Here is a 22,496-nt window from a genome sequence, read left to right as displayed (position 1 = left end):
TACTTGCTGAGCACCAGCTATATGATTATAGCTGCTTGATGATCCCTTCCAGCTCATCAACCAAGCCTTTTGCGCGTTCAAAATCGGTATCTTTCAATGCCAACTCGATTTGCATTTCAACTGCCTTTTTCTTTTGTTCATTTTCCAAATAATCTTTATTGAAATGGCTGGCGTAAATCATCTGTCTGAACTTGCGCATACTCATTTTTCTGATCGTCTTATTCTCAATGATGAGTACATAATCCATACCGTTGACAACGGAATAGAAATCATGCGAAACCATGAGAATCGCACCTTGATATTCTTCGATGGCTCTCTCCAGTGCAATCTGCGAATAGATATCCAGATGGCTTGTTGGTTCGTCAAGCAGCAGCAAATCCGCATGGCTCGCGGCAGCTTTAGCCAATTGAAGCATATTCTTTTCGCCGCCAGATAATGATTCGATCTTTTGATCCAGAATCTCACCTTCAAAGCCGTAGTTCATAAGATAAGCTCTGATCTCATCATACGTTTCAAACCCGGCATCGATAAATTCATGGAGGATCGTATTCGTATCTTTTAGCGTTTCACCTTGAAGCTGTGATAAATAAGCCACTTTGATATCATCATTGATTTCAATGGTTTCCTGATTGTTTTTGAAAATATCTCGAAGCAATGTCGTTTTCCCTGTACCATTTGGCCCAATAATAGCCACTTTATCTGTCGATTTCATTTCGAAGTTCACATCTTGCAAAAGCAGTTCGTCAAAGGAAACATTATAGTTATTTACCTTTACAGCGATACTCTCTTCTACTTTATGATCCAGACCAAATCGAATATTCGGCTGTTTAATATCGACAAACGGTGCTTTGATTCTGCGCGCTTCCAATCGTTCTTGAAATTTCACTCTCGCTTTTAACGCTCTTCCTCTGGAAGCTTCCGAATTAATCGTTGCGATTGCTCTAAGATTTTCGATGACACCGTCGTATCTCTCGATCTCTTCCGCTTCAGCGACTGCGATCTCTTGCAGTTCAATCTTCGTCTGAAGCAAGGAGAAATTGTACTCGATATATCGTCCGTCGAACTCCTGGAGTTCCATGTTTTCAAGGTGGATAATTTTGTTGAAACAATGATTCAACAGATAGCGGTTATGCGTAACGACCAGCAGCATTCCTTTATGGGAATTGATCAGTTTTTTAAGTGCATTGAGGTTTTCAAAGTCTAAAAATACATCGGGTTCATCCATGATCATCAAATCCGGACTGTGGAGCATTTCCTTCATCACTTGAATAAGCTTGAATTCCCCGCCGCTTAAAGAGGATATGCTTGCATCCTTTAGCTTTAAAAGGTTGGCTAGGTTCAACTGTTTATGAATGGTACTTTCATAATCATCTCCACCCATAGCCTCCAGTGCATCCAAAGCCGATTGCACTTTTTCCAGCAGCGAATCCATATCCGACGCAGATTCCATATCCGCATAGATCGCTGTGATTTCATCCTGAAGCTTGATAAACTCTTCTCCGATATATTCGAATACAGTCATATCTCTCGTGGGATCTACCTGCGAAAACTGACTCACATATCCGATGTTGCAATCAGAATCGATCTCCAGCTTCCCCTCGAACAAATGTCTTTCCGGGTCCATCAGAATCTCGATTAGCGTACTTTTGCCACTACCGCTTGTGCCGATAAAAGCACAGTGTTGGCCCTCTTCGAGCGTAAATGAAATGTTTTTATAAAGTTCTTTTTGCGGGAAAGAAAAAGATAGATGTTCAACGTTAATCATGGTGTTACCTTTCTTGGTATCTGAAATGGTGATTATTGTTTGGAAGTGTTGCAGAACATAAGTTTGAGGATTCGATTCTCAGCGTAACACCGATTGAGGGTGAGTACAATTGGTTTGTATTTCTAAGGCATTCTATTGTCAAAATAATCATCTGACAAATCTAACTCTTTCAAATGACTTTCCAGCTCTCCGGCTTGTTAGGGCAATTGCGTGTAGCATAGATTGCAGCAGCTTGTATATTCGAGTCGGTGTGGCACAGAAAAGGTGCAAAGTTTTGGAGTGTAATCGCGCCAGAGGATTCCAAAACATACCCCACATGACGCAACGTCTCCGCTTCGTGAACTCGGTCAAGACTTTGCAATATCACTTGTATAAATTCCGTTAAATCGACAGATTTACCATACCAGTTCAAAATGTTTAAAGCTTGTAAAAATTCTTCGTTTCTTTCTGAACGCAACATCTCGAGGAGAAATCTTCTTCCCGCGTCAACAGAAGTTTTGCAGATTAACTGAATGGCTGTAGTGCGATCATTTTGTCTTTGCTCCGCAACGCTGGTTAAGAAATCGATGGTTGGCTGCGAGATTTTTCTAAACTTGAACATTCCCTCAAGAGCTTTAGTTTTAATCTCTTCATCTGTAGCGTTTTGATAAACCTGTATCAACGCCTGTTCATTACCCGGCATTCGACTGCCAAACCACGTGATATCATAATCCAGAATAATTTCGTCCAGCCAGCGCTCATACCAGTCCAGAAAGTGTTCTTCATATACAAAGAAAAAGGGATGATCCGGATGAAAATCTGAAGTGTAAACGACTTTCCCTCTATTCGTGCCTTCAAGTATGAGATACATATCGTATTCGCAGCCTTGTGTGCCAATGCACAACATACCGCCCAGCATCCGATCACGGGCCGCTTCATATTCCAGGTCAGAGATGTCCTCATCACTAATCAAGGGCTCGATAAGATGATTCCATTCTTGTTTTGTCATCTTGGGTTGCAAAACACATTTTGTAGTAAGTGCATGACTAGCCGTATAGGAAGTTGCCTTCTCAATCGAATATATCCCGTAATACGGTCCGGCACCTCCATTTCCTACTTCCGTCAGAAACTGCGCATAAGGCTCCGGGAGTGTAACCTGATTTTTCGCTTGCCACTGTGCAAGCTCTTTTGTGCTAAGCTTTTTATCAACCTTATACTGGTGCGAGGATGATCCAAACACCAAAAAAGCCGCATCTTTTCGCATGGCTTGTTCGAGCTTGTATTTTATTCGATCCAGTTGCGTTTCTTTCTTCCAAAACAACATATTGAATTCCCCCAATTGGTTATAGCAGGGCTTCCTTCGTATGCTTATCCAGCAATTTCAGCAGATGTGGAAATCGGTATTCCCCATACATACTCTGTATGTGCTGGGCAGCGACGGCTAGCTCCATGCCAATGGAAGTGATATACAAAGGCTTGGCACTTTTGCCACGATAAACCTTTTGAACAAAAGCCTCATTATCGTGTTGGACAACAGCCTTATTATCTTGAAAAGCATTTTTTGCGACACCAATCACTGGAATGTTCTCTGAAAAATCTGTATAAACAAAATGTCCGAGTCCAGGCCTTTTCACATTGTTTAAGTACACATAACCATCCACTACAATGGTGTGTATCTGGTTGATATCCGTATGTTTCATCAGTTCCCGTATGCAAGGAAGCTCTCGTTTATAGAAAAAACCTGGTTCGTATTCGTGAGGATTTTCCGTATAAGACGTGATGATGTCGAGTGGTTTGGAATCTTCCCAGTTTTCAAAAATAACCCCCACTGATTTCGCTTGATTTTCCTCATAATACACATCAACAGCAATGATCATGAATTGCGATTCCTTCCCTATAACTCGTTTTAAACTGTAGATTGTTTCCATTATATCACATCGGATATTTTGCACTGCGAGCTTACCTTATGAAGAAGGGATACATTCACTCGACTTCCAGTTGTTCCTACGTAGTGTTAAACTTAAACGAGAATTGCCTATATATCCTAAAGGATACTAAACAACACGCTGTAAGCAGTTTATACTCCATACATAGTTAGAAAGGAACCGCCATGAATCGTTCTCTGAAGCAACGGATGAAGTCATTCTTAGTACCCGTGATTCCCGGTGGAATCATGACGATTCTTATCTTTTATTTGGATTACTTCCCATTCAAGCTTGTGGAAAAATTTATACTGTTTGCGGCTTTCGTCATTGTACCTCTAGTAATCTTGCTTTTGAAGTATGACGCAAAGAATAAACAGCAACGAATAGTCTATGCAGCTATGAACTGGCTTCAATTTCCCGCAGCGCTTCTTACGCTAATTTCGGTAATGAGCAGTACGATGTGGGGATTCGAAGGCACGGCCATCCCGGGCATGCTCTCCATAGGTTGGCTGCTGTTCACACTACTGCTTGGCATCTATGGCTTGACCTCGATTGTGATTGCTAAAAGAAAAGCTGCGGAAATAGCCGTTGGTGCAGGGCTTGTTTATTTTTTTATCGGGGGGGTCTGGTTTACCTTATATCAATATCAACTGGATCTATTTAATGCTAGTGTTGCAACTCACGCGTTAAGCTCGGTCCACTTTCATTTTTCATCTGCGATCGTTCCGATTTTTATTGGTGCACTGGGACGGATCATGACGAAAAAAAGCTGGTATCCGTGGATCGTTGCCATTGATATCATCGGACCCCTATTGATTGCCATTGGTATGATTTTCTCCAAGCCGATCGAGTACGTTGGTGTCGCTTTGTTCGCTTGTAATATTGTGGTTTATACGGCTTATCTCCTGGCTTACTTGAGGAAAAACGCTTTGAATATGAAGGCATCCTTCTTCCTAGCCCTTTCTTGTCTAGCCTTTTACACGGTTGTTGTCATTTCCATCTTCTATCCGTTACTGAAAAATATGTACTCCTTAACTATACTCGACTTTATTCCTATTTACGGAGCTCTACACGCATTTGGTTTTGTCTTATGTGGACTGATTGGATGGGTGTTCATGGTAAACACTATGACTAACCAATCGGCTTCATAGGAGTAGTTTAGTCAGGTTCGTGCTATAATAGTGATCACATAAATAACATTCATCATTTGCCGAGATGGCGATGATTAAGGAGATTGAATTTTGACGAACAACCATGATATTGGAGCAGTTAATGAACTACCAGAGAACTTTGAAGAGCTCAAACGGGCGGCTAATCGGACGTCAAGCTGGAGAGATAGACTGAATGCGGTGAACGAATTGGGGAACTGGGATACAGCACCTACCATTAAGTTGCTACATTATGTTTTGAAAAATGATCAAGTGTTTCAAGTGCGCGAAGCCGCGTATCTCAAGCTCAAGCAGTTGCATGAAGATGTACAGATGCCTGCCAAAAACAAAGGTGAGCTGTTTAAAGGTACCAACAAAATTTTGCTGCGGATCAAAAAAAGCCTTCCCGAAGGTCACACATTTGAGGAATTTAAGGAAAAATTGCAAAAGACACGTCTGGATATCTATGATACTTATGAGGGCGACAAAGATGCTGAGTTCGACTCTTGGCTCCATGGAATTTGGGAGACACTAGGCAGAAGATAAGATGGTTGCCGTTCACCATATGAATAGCCGAATGCAAAATAATAGCCAAGTAAGAAGGCACTCCAAAGATTGGAGTGGCTTCTCTATTTCTTCAGGGTCATCTCCATCAGATCAATGTCACCAGAGCACCTGTTCATAAAACATCCACCTTCCTATCTCTCCCAATACATTTATTTTCTAGTATAATAATGGAAACCAACAATAATTTTAAAATGAGTCTGCCTTTAGCTTGTAAGGAACGCTTACAAGTTATATAAGGTAGGAAGAAGGAGAGCTGTTATGGAATATCATGTATCCATACATGGGAGTGATCAAGGAAAAGGAACAGCAGATCACCCCCTTCGTACCATATCACGCGCTGCGGCTCATGCCATGGCTGGTGATACCGTTATTGTTCATGCGGGAGTATACAGGGAATGGGTGAACCCGGCTAATGGAGGAACAGAAGAGCATCGAATCATATATCGATCCGCAGGAGACGGGGAAGTCGTCATTACAGGAGCTGAACGGATTACCAACTGGAAGTCTGAAGGGGACCATGTCTGGAGCACAGAAGTGCTTAATTCCCTTTTTTCCGTTCGCAATCCCTATGAGGTAGAGCTGAGTGGAGACTGGTTGTTTGACGGGCCCTTCCCGATTCATCTCGGCGATGTATATCTGGATGGCAAATCATTGTATGAGTGCAATAGTGTTGAAAGCGTTCGCAATCCTGAGGTTTGGTCCGAAGCCAAGTATCCCAAGGATTCATTGTTGAAATGGTATGCAGAAGTGGGTTCTACAACAACAAAAATCTGGGCTAATTTTGGCGGGAGAGATCCTCGAAAAGAAAATGTTGAAATTAATGTCCGTCCTTATTGCTTCTGGCCTGAGAAACCGGGACTCAATTATATAACCGTAAGTGGCTTCACACTTCGTCAAGCTTCTCCTCAATGGGCACCGCCTACGGACTACCAGGAAGGTTTGATCGGACCTCACTGGAGCAAGGGCTGGATTATTGAAAACAATATAATTAGTGAATCCAAATGCGTTGGTATTAGTCTGGGTACCGAAATGGGTACAGGTCACACCAATTCTTTGGAGAAGCATAGTAAAGGCGGAACTCAACGGGAGCAGGAGGTTATTTTACGAGCGTTACGCTCCGGTTGGCATAAGGATAACGTTGGCAGTCACATCGTTCGAGGTAATGTGATTCATGATTGTGAACAGGCAGGCATTGTGGGTCATATGGGCGCAGCCTTCAGCCGTATTTATCAGAACCGTATTTACAACATTCACCACAAACGGCTCAGACACGGTGCCGAAGTAGCGGGAATCAAGCTGCATGCTTCCCTGGATACTCAAATTAGCGAAAATATAATGTATAGCTGTTACCGTGCGCTTTGGCTTGACTGGCAAGCACAGGGCACCCGTATCAGCCGTAATGTATTTTTTGACAACCTTTCTGAAGACCTCTTCGTTGAGGTTTGCCACGGTCCTTATATGGTCGATCATAATCTATTTCTCTCTCCTATGAATTTCAGAAATATGGCCCAGGGGGGGGCATTTGCTCATAATTTATTTGCAGGCCGATTTGTCGTTCGTTCCGAGATTACCCGTATTACGCCATATCACTTCCCTCACGAGACGGCCATGGCCGGATACTCCAATATTACTGGAGGCGATGACAGGTATTACAACAATATCTTTTTGGGTGATAACGATGCGCATAAGGAACCTGTTCCTATCACCTTCTTTGAGCATCTTCCACTTAAACCAAGGGATGAGGTTGGAGAGGACGGGAAGACGGTCATGGATGGTGTACCGGACAATTCCATTTGTTATCTGCATGCTGTGGGACTTGGCGGCTACGATCAACATCCTGATGTAAAAGATAAAAAATGGTGGGAATACACCAAAGAGGAGCTTATTGAGCTTGGCGATGCCGCAAAGGATTTCTTTATAGGAAATGCCGTTCTTCCGGTAGCTACGGGTGGAAATGTATATCTCAACCATGCGGTTCCAAGTTGTCACGAATCAGATGCCAAGATATATACACATAAGGGTATAAACATTGAGATTGATCCTGCGATAGGTAAGGTTCACATTCAGATCAATGAGCCCGAATTACTCCGGGAAATCCCTACAATGTTGGTGACCACGGATCTGCTTGGAAAAACGTATCACGCCAATATGAAGTATGAGGAACCAGACAGCACTCCATATCACTTTGACTCCGACTTTTTCGGAAAAAAGAGACCCGATGCGAATGTCACACCTGGTCCGTTTGAATTAACCGAAAAGGGTAGGATTGATTTTGAAATTTAGTTATTATCGAGGGTCCAGTCACTTTAGGTGATTGGATCTTTATTTGTGTGTAAAGCCTGTTGTCTGTCAATTGGGATAGAAGCTAAGTTGTCTCAGAATCTCAACTCCCCAGTGACAAAGAAAACACCGAAACCTCCAACCATTTCAGCCCCAAATTAATCCTAATAATACGTGCTCTGGTTTCCTAAGAGGAATACGATTCTAAACCTTATTTCTCTCCAATTCTTTTGACAAATAATGTGAGCGAGTGATAGATTCTAATTATACTAACTGTTTAATTTTTGGGGGGCCAATGAGAAAAAAACTACAAATTTACATATCGTCTACTTACTATGATCTTATTGAGGAAAGACATACTGCTGTTGAAGCCATACTTCAAGCCGGCCATATCCCTGCGGGAATCGAGCAATCTTTCAAGGAAAGTCCAATGAAAATTAGAAAGAGATGGATCGACGAATCCGATGTATATGTCCTGATTCTCGGGGGATTCTATGGTTTAACACTTCCTGATGAATCCAAGAGCTATATCCATTGGGAGTATGAGTATGCCGGAGAAGCAGGCAAACCTAGATTTGCTTTTGTTGTCACAGATGAAGCATTAAGACAAAAGCCATACGACTTCGCAGCAATTGAATACTATCAGGAGTTTCAAGAGTTTAAGCAATCTGTCATGGAACAAATCCCGATCTATTATGTTGAGGATGTACGGCACATTAAAATGGTACTTCATGATCAATTGCCGGCATATGCAGCAAGAGACGATTTGTATGGCTGGCTTTCTGGTAAGGACGTTCCAGACGCTCAAAAGCTGTTGGAAGAGAATGCAAGATTAAAGGCGGAGTTGGAGAAAAAGAAATGAAAGAGGGGCAAGTTTCAGTTCAGGATGACTCCCTGTTCGCTAATTGCTCCTGAGCGAGACGAACCAATTCCCTAACCATGGAACCGCCAATTTTGCCACCGACATGGCCTGCTGATTCGGTTGTCAGTTGACCATTGTTTCCTGGGTACAGAGGCACGCCAAGCTCCTTAGCCACTTCGTATTTTACATCGTCTGGTTGATTCGGATTTACAATATATCCTTCGCGCTTCATTACATCTGCTTTGAACGCTTGCATTCCCTGTTCGACCCCTGGCACCGCATATTTTCTCCTTCTTCTTGCCATCATACAGCACTCCCTCGATGTTATTTCATAACATGCCCGGAAGCACAAAATTTCATCCCTATCCCCTTAAATGTATGAGTTGAATCATCATCACCTCTTAATCTCCCGATCAAATTACTTTATTTGTCTGTCGCTATTGACATTAAGCCACTGATAATTCCTACAACCGTCCCACACTTCCCTGCAATAAAATTCGCCCTGCTGATGATATAGTTCAGCTTAACGGGGCTATCGGCGAAAAATAAGAAAGGAACTGCTGCTGCGCGGTGATCTGCTGGTTCCGTTCAACTATCATACCTGTTAGTTGCTTACCCCATATTGAAATGCATGTCGACTTGAAGATACTTACAGCGGACAACCATATAGTGGTAAAATATAGATACGAAGTGTTGGGGGTGAAGTTACGTATGGCTAAGGACAAAGATAACAGGAAGTTAAGCTTTCTATTACGACACCTAGAATATCATAACACCTACAAAAAAACGTTCAATAATGAGGAAGAAAAAAGGAAGAAACTCCTCCATTTTATAGTTGATCGTCCCGGTCGCGTCGAGGGGATTTCCCCTCCGCCGCTCATTGTACGAGTATCTTACTCGGGAGGGCGATGTTGATGAGGGATGCTGCGGTGGGTCAGCAAAAGCACGGGCAGCAAGAGCAAATTGTGATGCTGCCATTGTTCTCCACCACGGACAGGAACGGACGGATGACTACGCTTCAGCCGGGACGTCGCATAGGACGAGTGGCTCCACTGCTGCCATGGCTGCTCGCATCCGCTGTACTGTGGGCACTAACAGGCTCCGTACCGTTCGGCGCCCTGCTCGGCCTAGCACCGACACCGGCGATCAGCATTTTCCTCGGTCATCCGGTCACTGTGATCGTCGCCGTGGTGCTGCTCTTCATCTCGATTACTGTGACAAGCGGATTGTACTCAAGTGCAGTCGAGCAGTTTGGACAGATCAGGATAGCTGGTCTGTTCGGAACGCTAGGAGTCACAGGAGGACTCACCGTAATCGCGGGAGCCCTCCTGCTCTGGACTCTAACGAGCAATCCATCGCGCCCCTTCGATCTCGAGGCAATAGCGACATCGCCGACGATCCCGAAAGAGGTCGGCGCCGTCGTTGGAGCTGCCCTCGCTCTCTGCGCCGCCATCGCTCTCCTGCGGTTGCCCGGCTCTATCACCCACGCCCGGCAGCGCCAGGCAGACATTGAACGACTCCGCGCGGAGGGTTCGTCATGCACCGGGACGTTGACCGCCGTAAATTTTACTAACACTTGGCTCTTTAGTTTCCCGATGTTCACGGTTGAGGTAAATTATATCGTAGACGGTGCTCCTCGTGTCGTCTCAGCATACATGCGCACCAGCACCGACCGCGTTCCCGTCGTCGGGTCGCGCATGATTGTGCTGACCGACGAACGCGGAACCACCCACGTAGAGCTGGACCTGGCGAGTGGAGCGGCATTTGAGCCGGACGTGGGTAAGTACGCCCCGTCGGACGGTTGATTTTGGGACCCTGATGGTAACATGGTTATACGGAATCAAGGCAACACGGAGCTAAAGCTTCGCTCAACCATTTTTAACGCAGGATAAATTGTGCGCTCGCTCGGTATTCCTATGCGCAGCAAGTAGCAAGAGAGGTTCACCTTAGCGATCATAATCGCGAAAATCGAGTAGGGGACTGCCCATTGGTTGGACAGCCAACCTCCCACACCACCGTACGTACCGTTCGGCATACGGTGGCGGTTCAACCGTTTAAGTGCTTTGACGTAATCGCTCGTATTGTGCAGGGAAATCATAATACCCTGCCTGTGCGAGCCTTTTCTTTGTTACAAGCGATTCAACACTGCATTTCTCCCCTGATTCTGCTTCGTGGATTCCTTCAGCTTCTTCTTTGCCTTGGTCAGAGATTCGCGGTGTACAAGTATATATACATCGTTTTTGTCCTTCCCTAAAGCGAACCCCAGAAATTTGAAAATGTTTCTGTGCCATAATGCTGACGACTTTGCTTTTCCTCATATTCATTTCGAGCTTGAGCTTTTGTTCCAGAACCTTTCGACTGGATTCCAGCAGCCTGTTCGCTGCTCGCTTGCTCTTCGCTAGAATCGCGATATCATCTGCGTACCGAATCACCTTTACCCCCACGTTGCTCCATCTCCTGATCAATCTGTTTTCGTTTTGTACTTTATACTTCTTTATCTATGTTTGAGTTTATTTTTTTGTAATATTTAGTCATAAAAAACTATATTATGCAAGAAAAATCTTGACTGTTGTATACAACTCCTATAAACTGATTTCCAGGCAGTAATTGAAATTTTTTAACTATAGTACTATTATAAGTAAATTTCAAGCTGCTAGAATGTAAAAAAAAGAGAGAAATTACACAGGAAGGAGATGGAATGAAATGAGACAACTTTCTTTAGGAAAATCAGGACCTCAGGTGAGCGCACTATGTCTTGGTTGTCTAAACTTCGGTACGAAGACCGACAAAAGCTTATCGTATCAACTACTTGATCAATATGTGGAGGCAGGAGGTAACTTTCTCGATACTTCCAACAACTATGCCTTTTGGAATGGAGCTGGAGTAGGCGGGCAAAGCGAGACCTTGCTGGGAGAATGGATGAAGGAGAAAGGAAACCGCGATCGCATCTTCCTGGCAACCAAAGTTGGAGCGAACCCAACCATCCCCGGTGGCGGTTTTCCTGCTAAAGAAGGGCTATCCAAAAAGGCCATTCATAAAGCGGTCGATGAAAGCCTCAAACGGCTGCAAACCGATTATATTGATTTATATTATGCCCATATCGACGATATGGATGTCCCTCTAGAAGAAACGCTCGATGCCTTCAATCAATTAGTACAATCCGGCAAAGTACGGACTATCGGATGCAGTAACCATTACACCTGGCGGCTTGAAGAAGCCAGAAGTATTAGTCAATCCCGCGGTTTTGCTTCCTATCAATGTATTCAGCAGAGATATACCTATTTGCGACCTAGACCAGGCGCCGACTTCGATGTGCAGATCAGCGTTTCAGAGGAAATGCTCAAGTATATTGAGACCCATGAGGAAATCGCTTTGCTTGCCTATTCACCTCTGTTGAGCGGTGCTTACAGTCGCCAGGATCGTCCAATTCCTGTGCAATACGCTGGCCTAGACGCTGAGAAAAGAATTGCCGTTTTACAAGAGATCTCCAAAGAAACGGGCGCAACGCATAATCAGGTAATCCTCGCCTGGATGCTGAGTAACTCCCCGGTTGCCCTGCCGTTAATTGCAGCAAGCTCAACGGAACAGCTTCAAGAGAACCTGCATGCACTCGATGTAACGCTTACTCAGGAGCAGATTAAAAGGTTAAATGAAGCGACCTATTAAAATATTAGCTGATTAAATTTGATTGTGAGAGGTGTCCCCTATGAACAGGGAAAAAATAATCCACTCCGTTCCCATTTTGGGATCAGCTAGTTCTCCTTTGCGGAAGTCCAAGGGGATTAAGCCTCTTTTACGTTTATTGAGAGTTCACCATTGGACTAAGAATGCATTTGTTTTCTCAGGCTTACTGTTATCTTTCAACCATCTATCCATCCAAATGGTCCAATTGACGCTGGTACAATTTCTGCTATTTTGCGGCATCTCCAGTTCTGTTTATATTCTGAATGATATGGTAGATATCGAGAAAGATCGACAGCACCCGGTTAAGAAGTTCCGTCCTTTACCCTCAGGTGATATAAAAGTCTCTCATGCCTTAATGATTTTAATTCTATTATGTCCTTGCATTTTAGTTCTCTCTTTCCTTGTAAACAGTACCTTTGGAGCTATTATCCTTATCTATTTCATTCTCAACGTTAGTTATTCATTTAAGTTGAAAGAGTTTGTCATCATTGATGTGCTGGTCATCTCCTTAGGATTCGTGCTTAGATCTTTATCTGGTTGTTTGACCACTGGCGACGAAATCCCGATCTGGTTTTTATTAAGCGTAGCGTTTCTCACTTTATTTCTTGGGTTTAACAAGCGTAAGAAGGAAATCCTTAACGTATCAGGTCAGACACAACGTACACGCAAAATTCTTAGCGAATATTCCATTGGTCTGATTGACGAGATGATCCCCATGCTAACCTCATGTACAGTTGTAGCCTACGCTTGTTTTTCTATTTTTGAAGCCGACTCTAAATACATGATTGCAACGCTCCCTATCGCTGTATACGGCATATTTCGATATCAGTATTTGTTGAGTAAAACAGATCTCGGAGAACGCCCTGAGATGATTGTGCTCAGAGACCGACCCATTCGTCTTGCCGTACTTCTGTGGATTATTGTCTACCTCTCTTTGGCAAGCAATCTATTTATTTAAACGTTAGGCCAAATTGATTGTGAATAGGATAAATCAAATGAATAAAATCCTAACTTTCCGAAAACGTATTCGTAAAAGGTCCTCGGATATTATGAACAACCGCAATATAACAAATTTCCTAGGCAACTTGGGGACTGTATTTATATTTAGAATGTTATCGGCTGTATTAAATGTGGTTGGTTTGGTCTTGGCCGCCAGGAAACTGGGTGTCGTTGCTCTTGGAGATATTTCCATGATCCAGAGTATTGCTTACTTTCTTATTATCCCTATGGTGTTCGGAGTTCACATTTCTATCATTAAGTACCTTCCAGAAAGCGATAAAGAACAGGAACGGCAAATTATCGCATCAGCTGTTATTTGTAATGGGGTTCTGGCGGGCTTGTTTGTTATCGTCTTTCTAAAACTCAGTGAAGCCTTTTCCGTTATTGCTCATATATCCGAGACGCAATGGGTTCTTAGCATCGCTTTAGCTGTGGTCATTAACTTTGCCACCATTTCCGAATCCATTCTTAGGGCAAAAAACAAATTTTTTCTGCTCAGCATTGGCAAATTGATTGGAACAGCCGTGTTTTTTGTGATCGTACTGGCAAGTTATTTTAGATCGGATAGTTTTAATTTTTTCATCCTTGCCCTTATCGTCAATTTCATTATATTCACTCTGATCGCCTGGATCTTTTCTCGGGATTTCAAGCTATCCTTTTCCCTGAAAACCGCCAAATACCTCTATCGTTACGGCGGGATTACGATGATCAGCGTGTCTTTTTCCACATTACTGTTTTCCAGTGATTTATTTATTGTAAACTACTTTTGCTCCAGCTATGACGTGGGTATGTACTCCGTATATCAAGTGAATGTAAGAAACTTTTTTAATCTACTGTTCCATGAGGTATTTGCCATTGTGTTTCTACCCGCAATTGTCCTATTGGAGAAAAGCAAGGTGTATACTCGCATTCTCAGTATGCTTACCTGGCTGCTGCCTTTAGCTATCGTTGGAAATGCCGTCTTATGTATTACTCTAATTCTCTTGTATGGTAAAGACTATCCGCTGAATTGGCTATATGTAGCCATTGTCTCAATCAGTACTGGCTTCCACTTTATTTATTGGATATTCCATTCCGTATTTTCGGTGGAAGGTAAAAGAGGAGCCATATTGTGTCTGATCACACTAGGTATTCCCCTACCGGTTCTAATCCTCATCTCTGTACTCCTCACCAAGTTCTATGGAATACTTGGAACCATGCTCGCGACTCTGGTTATTCAATTGGTATTAATCGGCACTTTCACTTTTATTATCAAAACCCAGTATCTAAACCGAAAAATCAAATCAGTTGCAGTGGTGGAATCCTGACCTCAGGCTCATCATTTCAGATGAAGGAGGATGGCGGCCTATGAAAGCAAGCATCATCATTCCTACCAAGGACAAGCTAACCAGGCTGAGGTTAACCTTGCAAGGGTTAGAGGGCCAAATTGGTAACCAGGTGGAAGTTATTATCATATTTGATGGATGCCACCCGGATATGATTGCTGAGTTTCAACGAATTCATTTCTCATATGTCCCAATTCCCATAATATGCGAAAAAAATGTTGGAAGAGCTGTAGCCAGGAATCTTGGAATTAAGAAAGCAACAGGAGAACTGGTCATCTTCCTCGATGATGATCGGGTTCCTGGCCCTGATTTTGTGCAAAGACATATAGATGGGCATAACATCCCTTGTGTTGTATTAGGTGAACGCAAAGATTCACTTGTCACTGAAGAGGAAATTGCACAGTTGTTTGATACCGGAACCCCTGCTGACAAACTATCATTTTTAAAGTCCAAAGTAGTGGAACAGGGGCTGGAGAAGCAGTTGCCCATCAAACCAGCAGGTAAATTCAACTGGCTTACCTTCTTTACCGGCAATGTTTCCGTTCCTAGACAAGCACTGCAAGACGCTGGACTCTTTGATGAAAATTTTAAGGGATGGGGCCATGAGGATTTGGATTTAGGCATTCGCTTATCCCGAGAAGGACTTGTCTTTAAAAAGGACACCAGCATTGTCAGTTATCATCTACTTCACGACAGCAACTTTAATGTTGAAGAAAGAACTAGGCAATCCTTAGTGAATTTAAGATATATGCTGAATAAATATAAATACAGCCTGCCCTTTTGGCTATTATTGATCTTTTATATTAAACAGAAGCTATTAGGATTAAGTGTCCATCGGCAAGTAGTTAGAAGTAAACCGACCAACGAACATGTGAAAGGATGATCTTACTTGGATACCTTACCTTTAGTTTCTGTGGTAATCCCTAACTACAACTATTCCAAAACGCTGCCCAGATGTCTTGATTCACTAATGAACCAATCCTATAAATCTATTGAAATCATTTTTGTTGATGATGGCAGTACGGACAACTCGGTGGAAATTGCCTCGGCCTATCCGTGCCGCATCATTCAAACGAAGAACAATGGGGTTTCCGCAGCCAGGAACACCGGAGTAGCCAATGCACTGGGCGAAATTATTTTTTTTCTGGACAGTGATGTAGCCCTATTTCCCGATGCCATTGAAAATACCGTTCTGGAGTTCCAAAAAGATCCCTCGCTCGGTTCTGTCTGCGGTATTTACGCCAAAGAAGCTCTTTTCAACGACAGTCTGGTAGAGGAATACCGCACGCTTCAAGGATATTACTGGAGAATCAGCTCTGAAGGCTATGTGACCGCTGGGTTTTTCTCGCTGGGAGCCGTGAAGAAATCTGTCTTTAATGAGCTGGGCGGATTCTATGAGAATCTGAACAATTCCGAAGATATCGAATTCGGGCACCGTTTGAACCTGAAATATAAACTGCTGCTCACTCGCAAGGTGATGGGCAACCACGATGATGAACATGAGTTGCGCCAGTTGGCCAGAAAAATGCATGAACGAGCAAGACAGCGGGTTCCTTTTTACTTTCACCGGAAGAAGTTTACCAAAGGTTTTGAAACGCCGCTAAGAGGGATCGGGATGTTATTTGTGGGAATGAGCAATATACTATTGCCCTTCTCCGTCTTCAGTCCATCATTTTTCTTACTATTCCTTGGTTGTCTGCTATTTTTTATTATTTCTGATTTTGGACAATATACTTTCGTGCTGAAAGAAAAAGGTTTCTTCTTCACTCTTTTTTTTATAGGTACCCATTGGATCATTACAAGTGTATGCTTCTGGGGTTTTGTGAGGGGCTTTCTGGAATTCTTTACGAGCAGAAAATTCCGGCTCAAATACAAGTATGGAGAGTGATCCTGTGAAACAAAAAGTGCTAATTACGGGAAACAGCGGTGTACTGGGAATCAATCTGGTAGATTATCTTCACAAACATTACAGCCAAAATTATGAACTGGTTCTATTTGATATTCAGCACCCTGCTGAGCATGTTGCTGCTTTCACAACGATCACCGGAGACATCCGTGATAAAAACAAGGTACAAGAGATCATCAAAGATATAGATATTGTGCTTCATTGCGCTTCAGCCTCTCCCAGCTTCGAGGATGAGGAAATTCTCGATATTATTGTTAACGGCACCGATAATCTATTAGAAAATTCTTTTAAAGTGGGCAACGTACAACGATTTGTCTATATCTCTTCTACTTCTGTCTATGGAGTGGCTGACAAATCACCCATTCTGGAGACAGATAAGGTGAACCCTTATGACCCCTACAATAAAGGTAAAATCATTGCAGAACAGCATTGCGCAAGCTGGCGCGACCAGGGTAAATGCGTCCCGATCCTGCGTCCCAGATCATTTTTGGGTCCTCATCGTCTGGGAACCTTTGCCATTCTGTATGAGTGGGCCAGTGAAGGAAGGAACTTTCCTATGCTCGGGAATGGGAAGAACCGTTATCAATTATTGGATGTTGAAGACCTCTGCCAGGCCATATACATGGCTATGTCTGGCGATAGGGACAAAGTAAATGACCTCTTCAATATTGGAGCTGCGGAGTTCTCCTCCATTAGAGAGGACTACCAGTCTGTATTAACGGAAGCTGGCTATGGCAAACGTATTATTTGCCTCCCCGCACTCCCTATGACCATTGCCCTATCCATTCTGGAAAAACTTAAGGTGTCCCCATTTTACAAGCGGCTGTATAAGAAACTAAACAAGCCCTATTACGTTTCTATAGATAAAGCCATCAACCAGTTAGGGTATCAACCGAAATTCTCTAACAAAGATTCCCTCATACGGAATTATTACTGGTATTTAGAGGATCGGAAGAAAAACCCGGATGCAGCCACGGGGCTTGGCAACAATACACTGTGGAAACAGGGTGCCATTAAATATGCGAAGTATTTTTTCTGAGTTTCGATGGAAACATATTGTAGCTTTTAGCTCCATTCTCGTTGTACTTATCTGCGATAGGTTTATAGCGGGGCAGCTCCCATGGTGGAATGTAGCTGCTAGCATTCCACCATTTTCCATATTACTGCTTCCCTGCTGTATTGCACTGCTAGCCATAAAAGCTAAGCGTAAGCTAATCATCATCGGCTGTTCTCTGATTGTTATGCTCTTGCTGATCCCCCGGGCGGACATTAACTTCCATGCCTTGAGGTTATCCGAAACAGCCCTTGGATCAGACCAATCTGCAATTCAAATTATGAATTGGAATACTGAATTCTGGGATCAATCCGAGCCGCCAGGTCAGATGTATCGTTTTTTACAGGAGAGTAATCAGGACATTTATATTCTTGAAGAATATGAATATTTACAGGAAAAGCCCGTTTGGAAACCTTATTTAATTGATAAAAATCAGGAGCTTCAGGCACAATTCCCCGATTATCACGTGGTAACGGAGGATCAATTCGCCATTGTTAGCAAATATCCAGTGATCCAGCAAACGTTATCCCCGACCAAGCAGGTGCTTTGGCTGACCTTCTTGATTGATAACAAACCTTTTCATGTGGTGAGCGTTCATCTGGAGCCCCAGGTCGATCTGGGACACAGCATTCTCTCACGAGAATTCTGGAACTTCGTCAACTTACGACACCATTCCCGGAACGAAGGGTTAGATGAAATCGAAGACTTTATCAGGCAAGCGGGAGATGAACCACTGATCGTTACTGGCGATTTCAACACGACTCTGTTGATGGGCAGCCTTGATCCGTTAAGAGATCAATTAGAGGATGCCGTCAGATATTCCAAACAGCTGTTTCCTACCACCTGGGAGACCAAGGGGTATTTCGGCTGGCGTATCGACCATTTCTTACACAACAAACACGTGGAAATCCAGTCCTACCAGGCCGTTGCCCAATTGGAGCTATCTGACCATAAGGCCCTGAAAGTAAAGCTGCGGATAAAGTAAGAAGTAGCTGCAGAAGCAGTAATAAGGGGGCTCGAACAAGATTACTGCCGTGCTTCAGTTCTTGTCTGAAAATTACCAGAAATGATTCTAGCGATCGGATGGCTTTCGCTTTCCCATAATCTGCTGAATCAAGCTGCCATGGACCGAAGTACAAAGGAGCGAATCTCCACTAACCGGAGATTCGCTCCTTTGTTACATGCCTTACTCACATCAAGCCTTCCGAACACTCCACAAGTAAGCTTGCGATACTCTATCATAACCTTGAGCCTACGCCCCTTCCACACAAACGGTGATAGGGCTTTTGCTTTTTCCAACCAAAAGTCCAATACCCCCATACAACATCGTCATCTGATGCCAAATCGGAATAAGTCAAGGACAACTCCATGCCCTCAAATCACAGCATATCGCATCTGTATCAGGCTTTCTCACAGAAAGTGATTTAGGGTAAACCCTCTCCATGCTAATCCTTTTCTATGCCTTATAAGCAATTCCCCACCAAAAAATATGCCGTTACTTGTGGTATAGTTCACCGCGCTGTCTGTAGCAGCATGTTTTAGGATCATCCCTTGCGGGATCGCCCTTTCTTTGATGGCACTTGTTCAACTAACGCTAGCGTACTGAATTGAGGAACCGCCAAAGCGATCTTCCGATGAGATTAGGAAATTACCTTTGCCGGTTTTAGATTCTCCCCTTCGAACCTTTTTGTTTAAACGGGCTCCTACCGCACCGATGACCCAACGAAGCGACTCCAAAAATAAAGCTACTCCCACAAGGATAGTAAAAAAGGACTCATCAAAAACCGTACGATCGGCCTCTAGCGATATAACATCTTCCCAACCACTGAGCCCGCTATAAGAGCCTCGACAGGTATGCTGAGCCTATGAACCCCACTTGCAACGGACTTGACCTTCAACCATTTGAAGTCGTTAAGTTACTATATACTGAACGCCTAACTGTCCTAACAGACCGACTAAAGCTGTAATAAACCTGGTAGTAAATAGAGATATTTTGAAGAGCGACAGGTCAAGTAGCGGGTTGGTACTTCTGGTTGACGACGAATAAATCACTTTTCATTTGCAATGCTGCTTTTGCCTTGAATTTTCTTTTCGTGTAATCAAAATGGAAATCGGATTCTCGGTTGATTCGCTGGGGACATTAATATTTAAGATTAATAGGTCGCCCATTGGGAGAGTCGGCGTCGTGATCCTAAGTGTCATGCCGAGTGAGCGCACATGATAAGGACTACATGGAACCGCCCTCCCGTCATGGAACGTCAAAACGATATACTAATAAACTACAATTCCATCCATTTAATACATGTTGGACGAGTTTTCGTCATGAAAAATTCTGTGCACGCATCAGTCATTTGTTTAACTGTAATAACCATTGTACTTGCTAAAACTACTTCTGCGCCATGAACATTCTCGTAAAAGGTAACCGTTTCGTCCCTAATATTGTCATCACCGTAAGAAGCAAAAGTTCCCTTTTGTTCAGAATCTAAAAAATACAATACACAATAATCATCCCGAACAAAAGCACATAATTGAGGGACACCACTTTCTTCAAAGGTAAAAATAAACTGATTGGCATTAAATGCTGGACGATTTCGAATAAACTCAACTACCTGCGATTCTGTATTTATTACAATTTCTCCATTAAAATCATTAGCATACATTTGTAAGACCTACTTTCAGTAACATAAAAAGGGATTTTCTCACCTATACAGTTCTTGAGGCACTTAAGCTTAAGTTAAAAAGTATCTGAGAGCCCTCCTTATTTTTCCTCATGTCCAATTTTTTGCCCTATTTGTGGTAGGGTTCACCCCTATTAATCTTCACCGCGCGATAAATCTGCTCCACCAGCACCAGCCTCATGAGCTGATGCGGCAGGGTCATGCGCCCGAAGCTCAAACGCTGCTTCGCGCGGCGCAACACCTCATCGGAGAGCCCATGGCTCCCTCCGATGATAAACACGACATGGCTCGTCCCATACGTGCCGAGCTTGTCGATCTCCATAGCCAGCTCCTCGGAACTCCAGAGCTGGCCATCCAGTGCGAGCGCGACAACATGCGCCTCGCTCTTCACATGCGCGAGGATGCGTTCGCCCTCGCGCTCTTTTACCGCCCGTACCTCAGCTTCGCTCAGGGTATCGGGCGCTTTCTCGTCTGCGACCTCGATCATCTGAAACTTGATGTACGGGGCGAGACGCTTGGCATATTCCTGAATGCCCAGCGTTAAATATTTTTCCTTCAATTTGCCTACGCCTATAATTTGAATCAACATATGATCATTCCTCCTGAGTCGTCGTTCTTGCACACAAGCTGTCTATACTCCAGATGCTTCAATCGCATCATTCATTTCTAGCACGCGGTGCCCTGTTTCATGACAAGGTGGTCAGCCCACACAAAAGTCCCTCCAAATGCATGCTCTGTATTTCCTCGTACGATATATGTATGGGATGTATATGGTTCATGAGAAACACCTATTCCGCATCCCGTTTTCTGCCATCACACGTTCCCACCCATTATGACAAGAATGCTCAACCACAACATTTTACATTAGCGTATCTTCTTTCGCAGCCCCCTGGAGCATCTCCCATACTTACTTGCAACGAGCAGCTCCGCTTCCTCAAACTCCAATCTCCTTCATTAGCTACTCTCTTTTCCGCGACACTTCCTACTCCCTATCCTTCATCAACCGCTCTCCCAAGCAGCCCCGCCAAATTTTCGCTCCAGCTCTAGACTTCCAGATTCTAACGATTCCCACAAACCTTATTCAGCCCAAATCGCCCACGTTTAAAATCTAACGATCCCAGCTGACGCTATTTCCCCCAAATGCAGCTTCTTCTAGTCCATTCCAAACGAATTCTTCAAAATAACGTCTCTACGATTCGTTAGATTTTCAAACACACTCATTTCACCCTAATAAGGCTTCTCAGAATCGTTACAATCCACGCCGCTCACGGCCACAACGAATCTTCCCAAGCCACTTACACTTATGCCCACATCTGCACCCGCCAACTCCTGCACCCGCATCTCACCTACACCTTATGCGTCAACTCGCACTTCCTCAACCTAGCATGCTCTCTTCGCTACCTATACTCCAGCCCTTTCACTCGCCAGCATACACATACTCCCCCTGCCACAGCCGCTCGCTCCCCACAAATGCAAAAAGAGCGCTCAACACGCTCTCTCTGCACCTTGCTGTGATGTTCATACCGGATCGAACCAAGTCTAACGCCAGAAGCACTACCGCTGCTACACCATACACAACAACATCTTAATAGCAGCATCGGATAGCACTCCCCGGCGGCCTGTTCTACAGTACGCTAAACGACCAGGAATTCCGCATGCTGATCGCACTCGGCGCATTTGGCAGGCGGGTCCCAATCGGCAAATTCCGTCTCCTTCAGATCCACGATATCTGGAGCGTCCTCATATTCATCTACAAACATGTCGATGGCAATGTCCACGTGTTCTTTGCATACAACGTACATCCGTTAAGCATCCTTTCTGTCACCAGCTATGTTCCCGATTCACAACCGCTTATCCTACAGGATAGCCACTTCTCAGTTCTATCACACCTGTCGCGGAAAAGAAACCCCCTCATCGCATATCCTCGCAAAAACTTGCTACTCATGCACCGAAAAAGCCTTCCTCCTAGCATAAGCAGTTATTCGTACCCTCTCCTGTATTACCAAACAAAAAAATCTGAAATAATACTTACTAGCACCTAACATACCAACGCACACTAACACTAACTTACAAATATCACTCCCTAACCCATCACTTAGCACCTTCACTCTGCCCTCTTCAATTTCACCATTCTAGCTCTACTTCACCCACGTTCGCCCCTTGCTTCTAGCATAGCCTCTAACTAAATCCTGCTCGCCCCTTTTAGCACTCCACCATGGCACACCAACGCAATCGAGTAGGAGGCTACCCATTAGTTGAGTAGCCGACCTCTCACACCACCGTACGTACCGTTCGGTATACGGCGGTTCAACCGCTTGCGTGCA

The 22,496-nt window shown here is 43.9% G+C and carries 20 protein-coding genes; 12 read left to right on the top strand and 8 right to left on the bottom strand.

The genetic code is table 11. The annotated features are described in order from the left end of the window. Nucleotides 1-25: 25 nt before the first annotated feature. The 3 genes from HNR77_RS02660 to HNR77_RS02650 form a co-directional block, all read right to left on the bottom strand. Complete coding sequence (locus HNR77_RS02660; RefSeq protein WP_184180520.1) at nucleotides 26-1,765, bottom strand: ABC-F family ATP-binding cassette domain-containing protein; 1,740 nt, start codon at nucleotides 1,763-1,765, stop codon at nucleotides 26-28. A gap of 169 nt (nucleotides 1,766-1,934) precedes the next feature. Then, a complete protein-coding gene (locus HNR77_RS02655; protein ID WP_260410256.1) occupies nucleotides 1,935-3,068 on the bottom strand; it encodes an SMI1/KNR4 family protein in 1,134 nt (377 codons plus the stop codon). Between the two features lie 19 nt (nucleotides 3,069-3,087). After that, nucleotides 3,088-3,621 carry an endonuclease V gene (locus tag HNR77_RS02650; RefSeq protein ID WP_184180518.1) on the bottom strand — a complete coding sequence of 178 codons (534 nt, stop codon included), beginning with the start codon at nucleotides 3,619-3,621 and terminating at the stop codon, nucleotides 3,088-3,090. Between the two features lie 233 nt (nucleotides 3,622-3,854). On the opposite strand from HNR77_RS02650, the gene HNR77_RS02645 reads away from it, so the two are divergent. From HNR77_RS02645 to HNR77_RS02630, 4 genes are all read left to right on the top strand, one after another. Then, a complete protein-coding gene (locus HNR77_RS02645; RefSeq protein ID WP_184180516.1) occupies nucleotides 3,855-4,820 on the top strand; it encodes a YndJ family transporter in 966 nt (321 codons plus the stop codon). Nucleotides 4,821-4,910: 90 nt separating this feature from the next. After that, a complete protein-coding gene (locus HNR77_RS02640) occupies nucleotides 4,911-5,363 on the top strand; it encodes a HEAT repeat domain-containing protein (protein ID WP_184180514.1) in 453 nt (150 codons plus the stop codon). 279 nt (nucleotides 5,364-5,642) lie between these two features. After that, nucleotides 5,643-7,667 carry a right-handed parallel beta-helix repeat-containing protein gene (locus HNR77_RS02635; RefSeq protein ID WP_184180512.1) on the top strand — a complete coding sequence of 675 codons (2,025 nt, stop codon included), beginning with the start codon at nucleotides 5,643-5,645 and terminating at the stop codon, nucleotides 7,665-7,667. 292 nt (nucleotides 7,668-7,959) lie between these two features. Next, the gene (locus HNR77_RS02630) at nucleotides 7,960-8,526 is read left to right on the top strand and encodes a DUF4062 domain-containing protein (RefSeq protein WP_184180510.1); all 567 of its coding nucleotides are present in this window, start codon (nucleotides 7,960-7,962) and stop codon (nucleotides 8,524-8,526) included. Between the two features lie 19 nt (nucleotides 8,527-8,545). Here HNR77_RS02630 and HNR77_RS02625 read toward each other — a convergent pair whose 3' ends face one another. Beyond that, on the bottom strand, nucleotides 8,546-8,833 hold the full coding sequence (locus HNR77_RS02625) for an alpha/beta-type small acid-soluble spore protein (RefSeq protein WP_397365988.1): 288 nt from the start codon (nucleotides 8,831-8,833) through the stop codon (nucleotides 8,546-8,548). A gap of 607 nt (nucleotides 8,834-9,440) precedes the next feature. Between HNR77_RS02625 and HNR77_RS02620 the strand changes: the two genes are divergently transcribed. After that, complete coding sequence (locus HNR77_RS02620) at nucleotides 9,441-10,331, top strand: hypothetical protein (protein WP_184180507.1); 891 nt, start codon at nucleotides 9,441-9,443, stop codon at nucleotides 10,329-10,331. 249 nt (nucleotides 10,332-10,580) lie between these two features. Here the strand turns inward: HNR77_RS02620 and HNR77_RS02615 are convergent, their stop codons facing one another. Beyond that, nucleotides 10,581-10,970: a reverse transcriptase domain-containing protein gene (locus HNR77_RS02615; RefSeq protein WP_221443666.1), complete on the bottom strand. Its 390-nt coding sequence runs from the start codon at nucleotides 10,968-10,970 to the stop codon at nucleotides 10,581-10,583. A 259-nt stretch (nucleotides 10,971-11,229) separates the two neighbouring features. On the opposite strand from HNR77_RS02615, the gene HNR77_RS02610 reads away from it, so the two are divergent. From HNR77_RS02610 to HNR77_RS02580, 7 genes are all read left to right on the top strand, one after another. Then, the gene (locus HNR77_RS02610; RefSeq protein ID WP_184180505.1) at nucleotides 11,230-12,192 is read left to right on the top strand and encodes an aldo/keto reductase; all 963 of its coding nucleotides are present in this window, start codon (nucleotides 11,230-11,232) and stop codon (nucleotides 12,190-12,192) included. 40 nt (nucleotides 12,193-12,232) lie between these two features. Next, nucleotides 12,233-13,168 carry a decaprenyl-phosphate phosphoribosyltransferase gene (locus tag HNR77_RS02605; protein WP_184180503.1) on the top strand — a complete coding sequence of 312 codons (936 nt, stop codon included), beginning with the start codon at nucleotides 12,233-12,235 and terminating at the stop codon, nucleotides 13,166-13,168. A 91-nt stretch (nucleotides 13,169-13,259) separates the two neighbouring features. Next, nucleotides 13,260-14,516, top strand: coding sequence for an oligosaccharide flippase family protein (locus HNR77_RS02600; RefSeq protein WP_184180501.1), 1,257 nt, complete (start codon nucleotides 13,260-13,262; stop codon nucleotides 14,514-14,516). A gap of 40 nt (nucleotides 14,517-14,556) precedes the next feature. After that, a complete protein-coding gene (locus HNR77_RS02595) occupies nucleotides 14,557-15,417 on the top strand; it encodes a glycosyltransferase family 2 protein (protein WP_184180498.1) in 861 nt (286 codons plus the stop codon). A gap of 6 nt (nucleotides 15,418-15,423) precedes the next feature. Beyond that, on the top strand, nucleotides 15,424-16,422 hold the full coding sequence (locus HNR77_RS02590) for a glycosyltransferase family 2 protein (protein WP_184180496.1): 999 nt from the start codon (nucleotides 15,424-15,426) through the stop codon (nucleotides 16,420-16,422). A 4-nt stretch (nucleotides 16,423-16,426) separates the two neighbouring features. Further along, nucleotides 16,427-17,479, top strand: a complete 1,053-nt coding sequence (locus HNR77_RS02585) for an NAD-dependent epimerase/dehydratase family protein (protein WP_184180494.1) — start codon at nucleotides 16,427-16,429, stop codon at nucleotides 17,477-17,479. Then, nucleotides 17,460-18,479, top strand: a complete 1,020-nt coding sequence (locus tag HNR77_RS02580; RefSeq protein ID WP_184180492.1) for an endonuclease/exonuclease/phosphatase family protein — start codon at nucleotides 17,460-17,462, stop codon at nucleotides 18,477-18,479. The genes HNR77_RS02585 and HNR77_RS02580 overlap by 20 nt, the downstream gene beginning before the upstream one ends. A 1,294-nt stretch (nucleotides 18,480-19,773) precedes the next feature. Here HNR77_RS02580 and HNR77_RS02575 read toward each other — a convergent pair. The 3 genes from HNR77_RS02575 to HNR77_RS02565 all read right to left on the bottom strand — a co-directional run bounded on the left by HNR77_RS02575 (nucleotide 19,774) and on the right by HNR77_RS02565 (nucleotide 21,974). Beyond that, the gene (locus tag HNR77_RS02575; RefSeq protein WP_184180490.1) at nucleotides 19,774-20,154 is read right to left on the bottom strand and encodes an Imm1 family immunity protein; all 381 of its coding nucleotides are present in this window, start codon (nucleotides 20,152-20,154) and stop codon (nucleotides 19,774-19,776) included. A 127-nt stretch (nucleotides 20,155-20,281) separates the two neighbouring features. Beyond that, nucleotides 20,282-20,761: a 23S rRNA (pseudouridine(1915)-N(3))-methyltransferase RlmH gene (rlmH, locus tag HNR77_RS02570; protein ID WP_184180488.1), complete on the bottom strand. Its 480-nt coding sequence runs from the start codon at nucleotides 20,759-20,761 to the stop codon at nucleotides 20,282-20,284. A 1,045-nt stretch (nucleotides 20,762-21,806) separates the two neighbouring features. Further along, a complete protein-coding gene (locus HNR77_RS02565; RefSeq protein ID WP_090923561.1) occupies nucleotides 21,807-21,974 on the bottom strand; it encodes a CxxH/CxxC protein in 168 nt (55 codons plus the stop codon). Nucleotides 21,975-22,496: the final 522 nt, after the last annotated feature.

It is taken from the genome of Paenibacillus sp. JGP012, from assembly GCF_014203995.1.
GTDB classification, from domain to species: domain Bacteria; phylum Bacillota; class Bacilli; order Paenibacillales; family Paenibacillaceae; genus Paenibacillus; species Paenibacillus silvae.
Note: the sequence above shows the minus strand (reverse complement) of the source record. Positions and strands in the feature narration are given on the sequence as shown.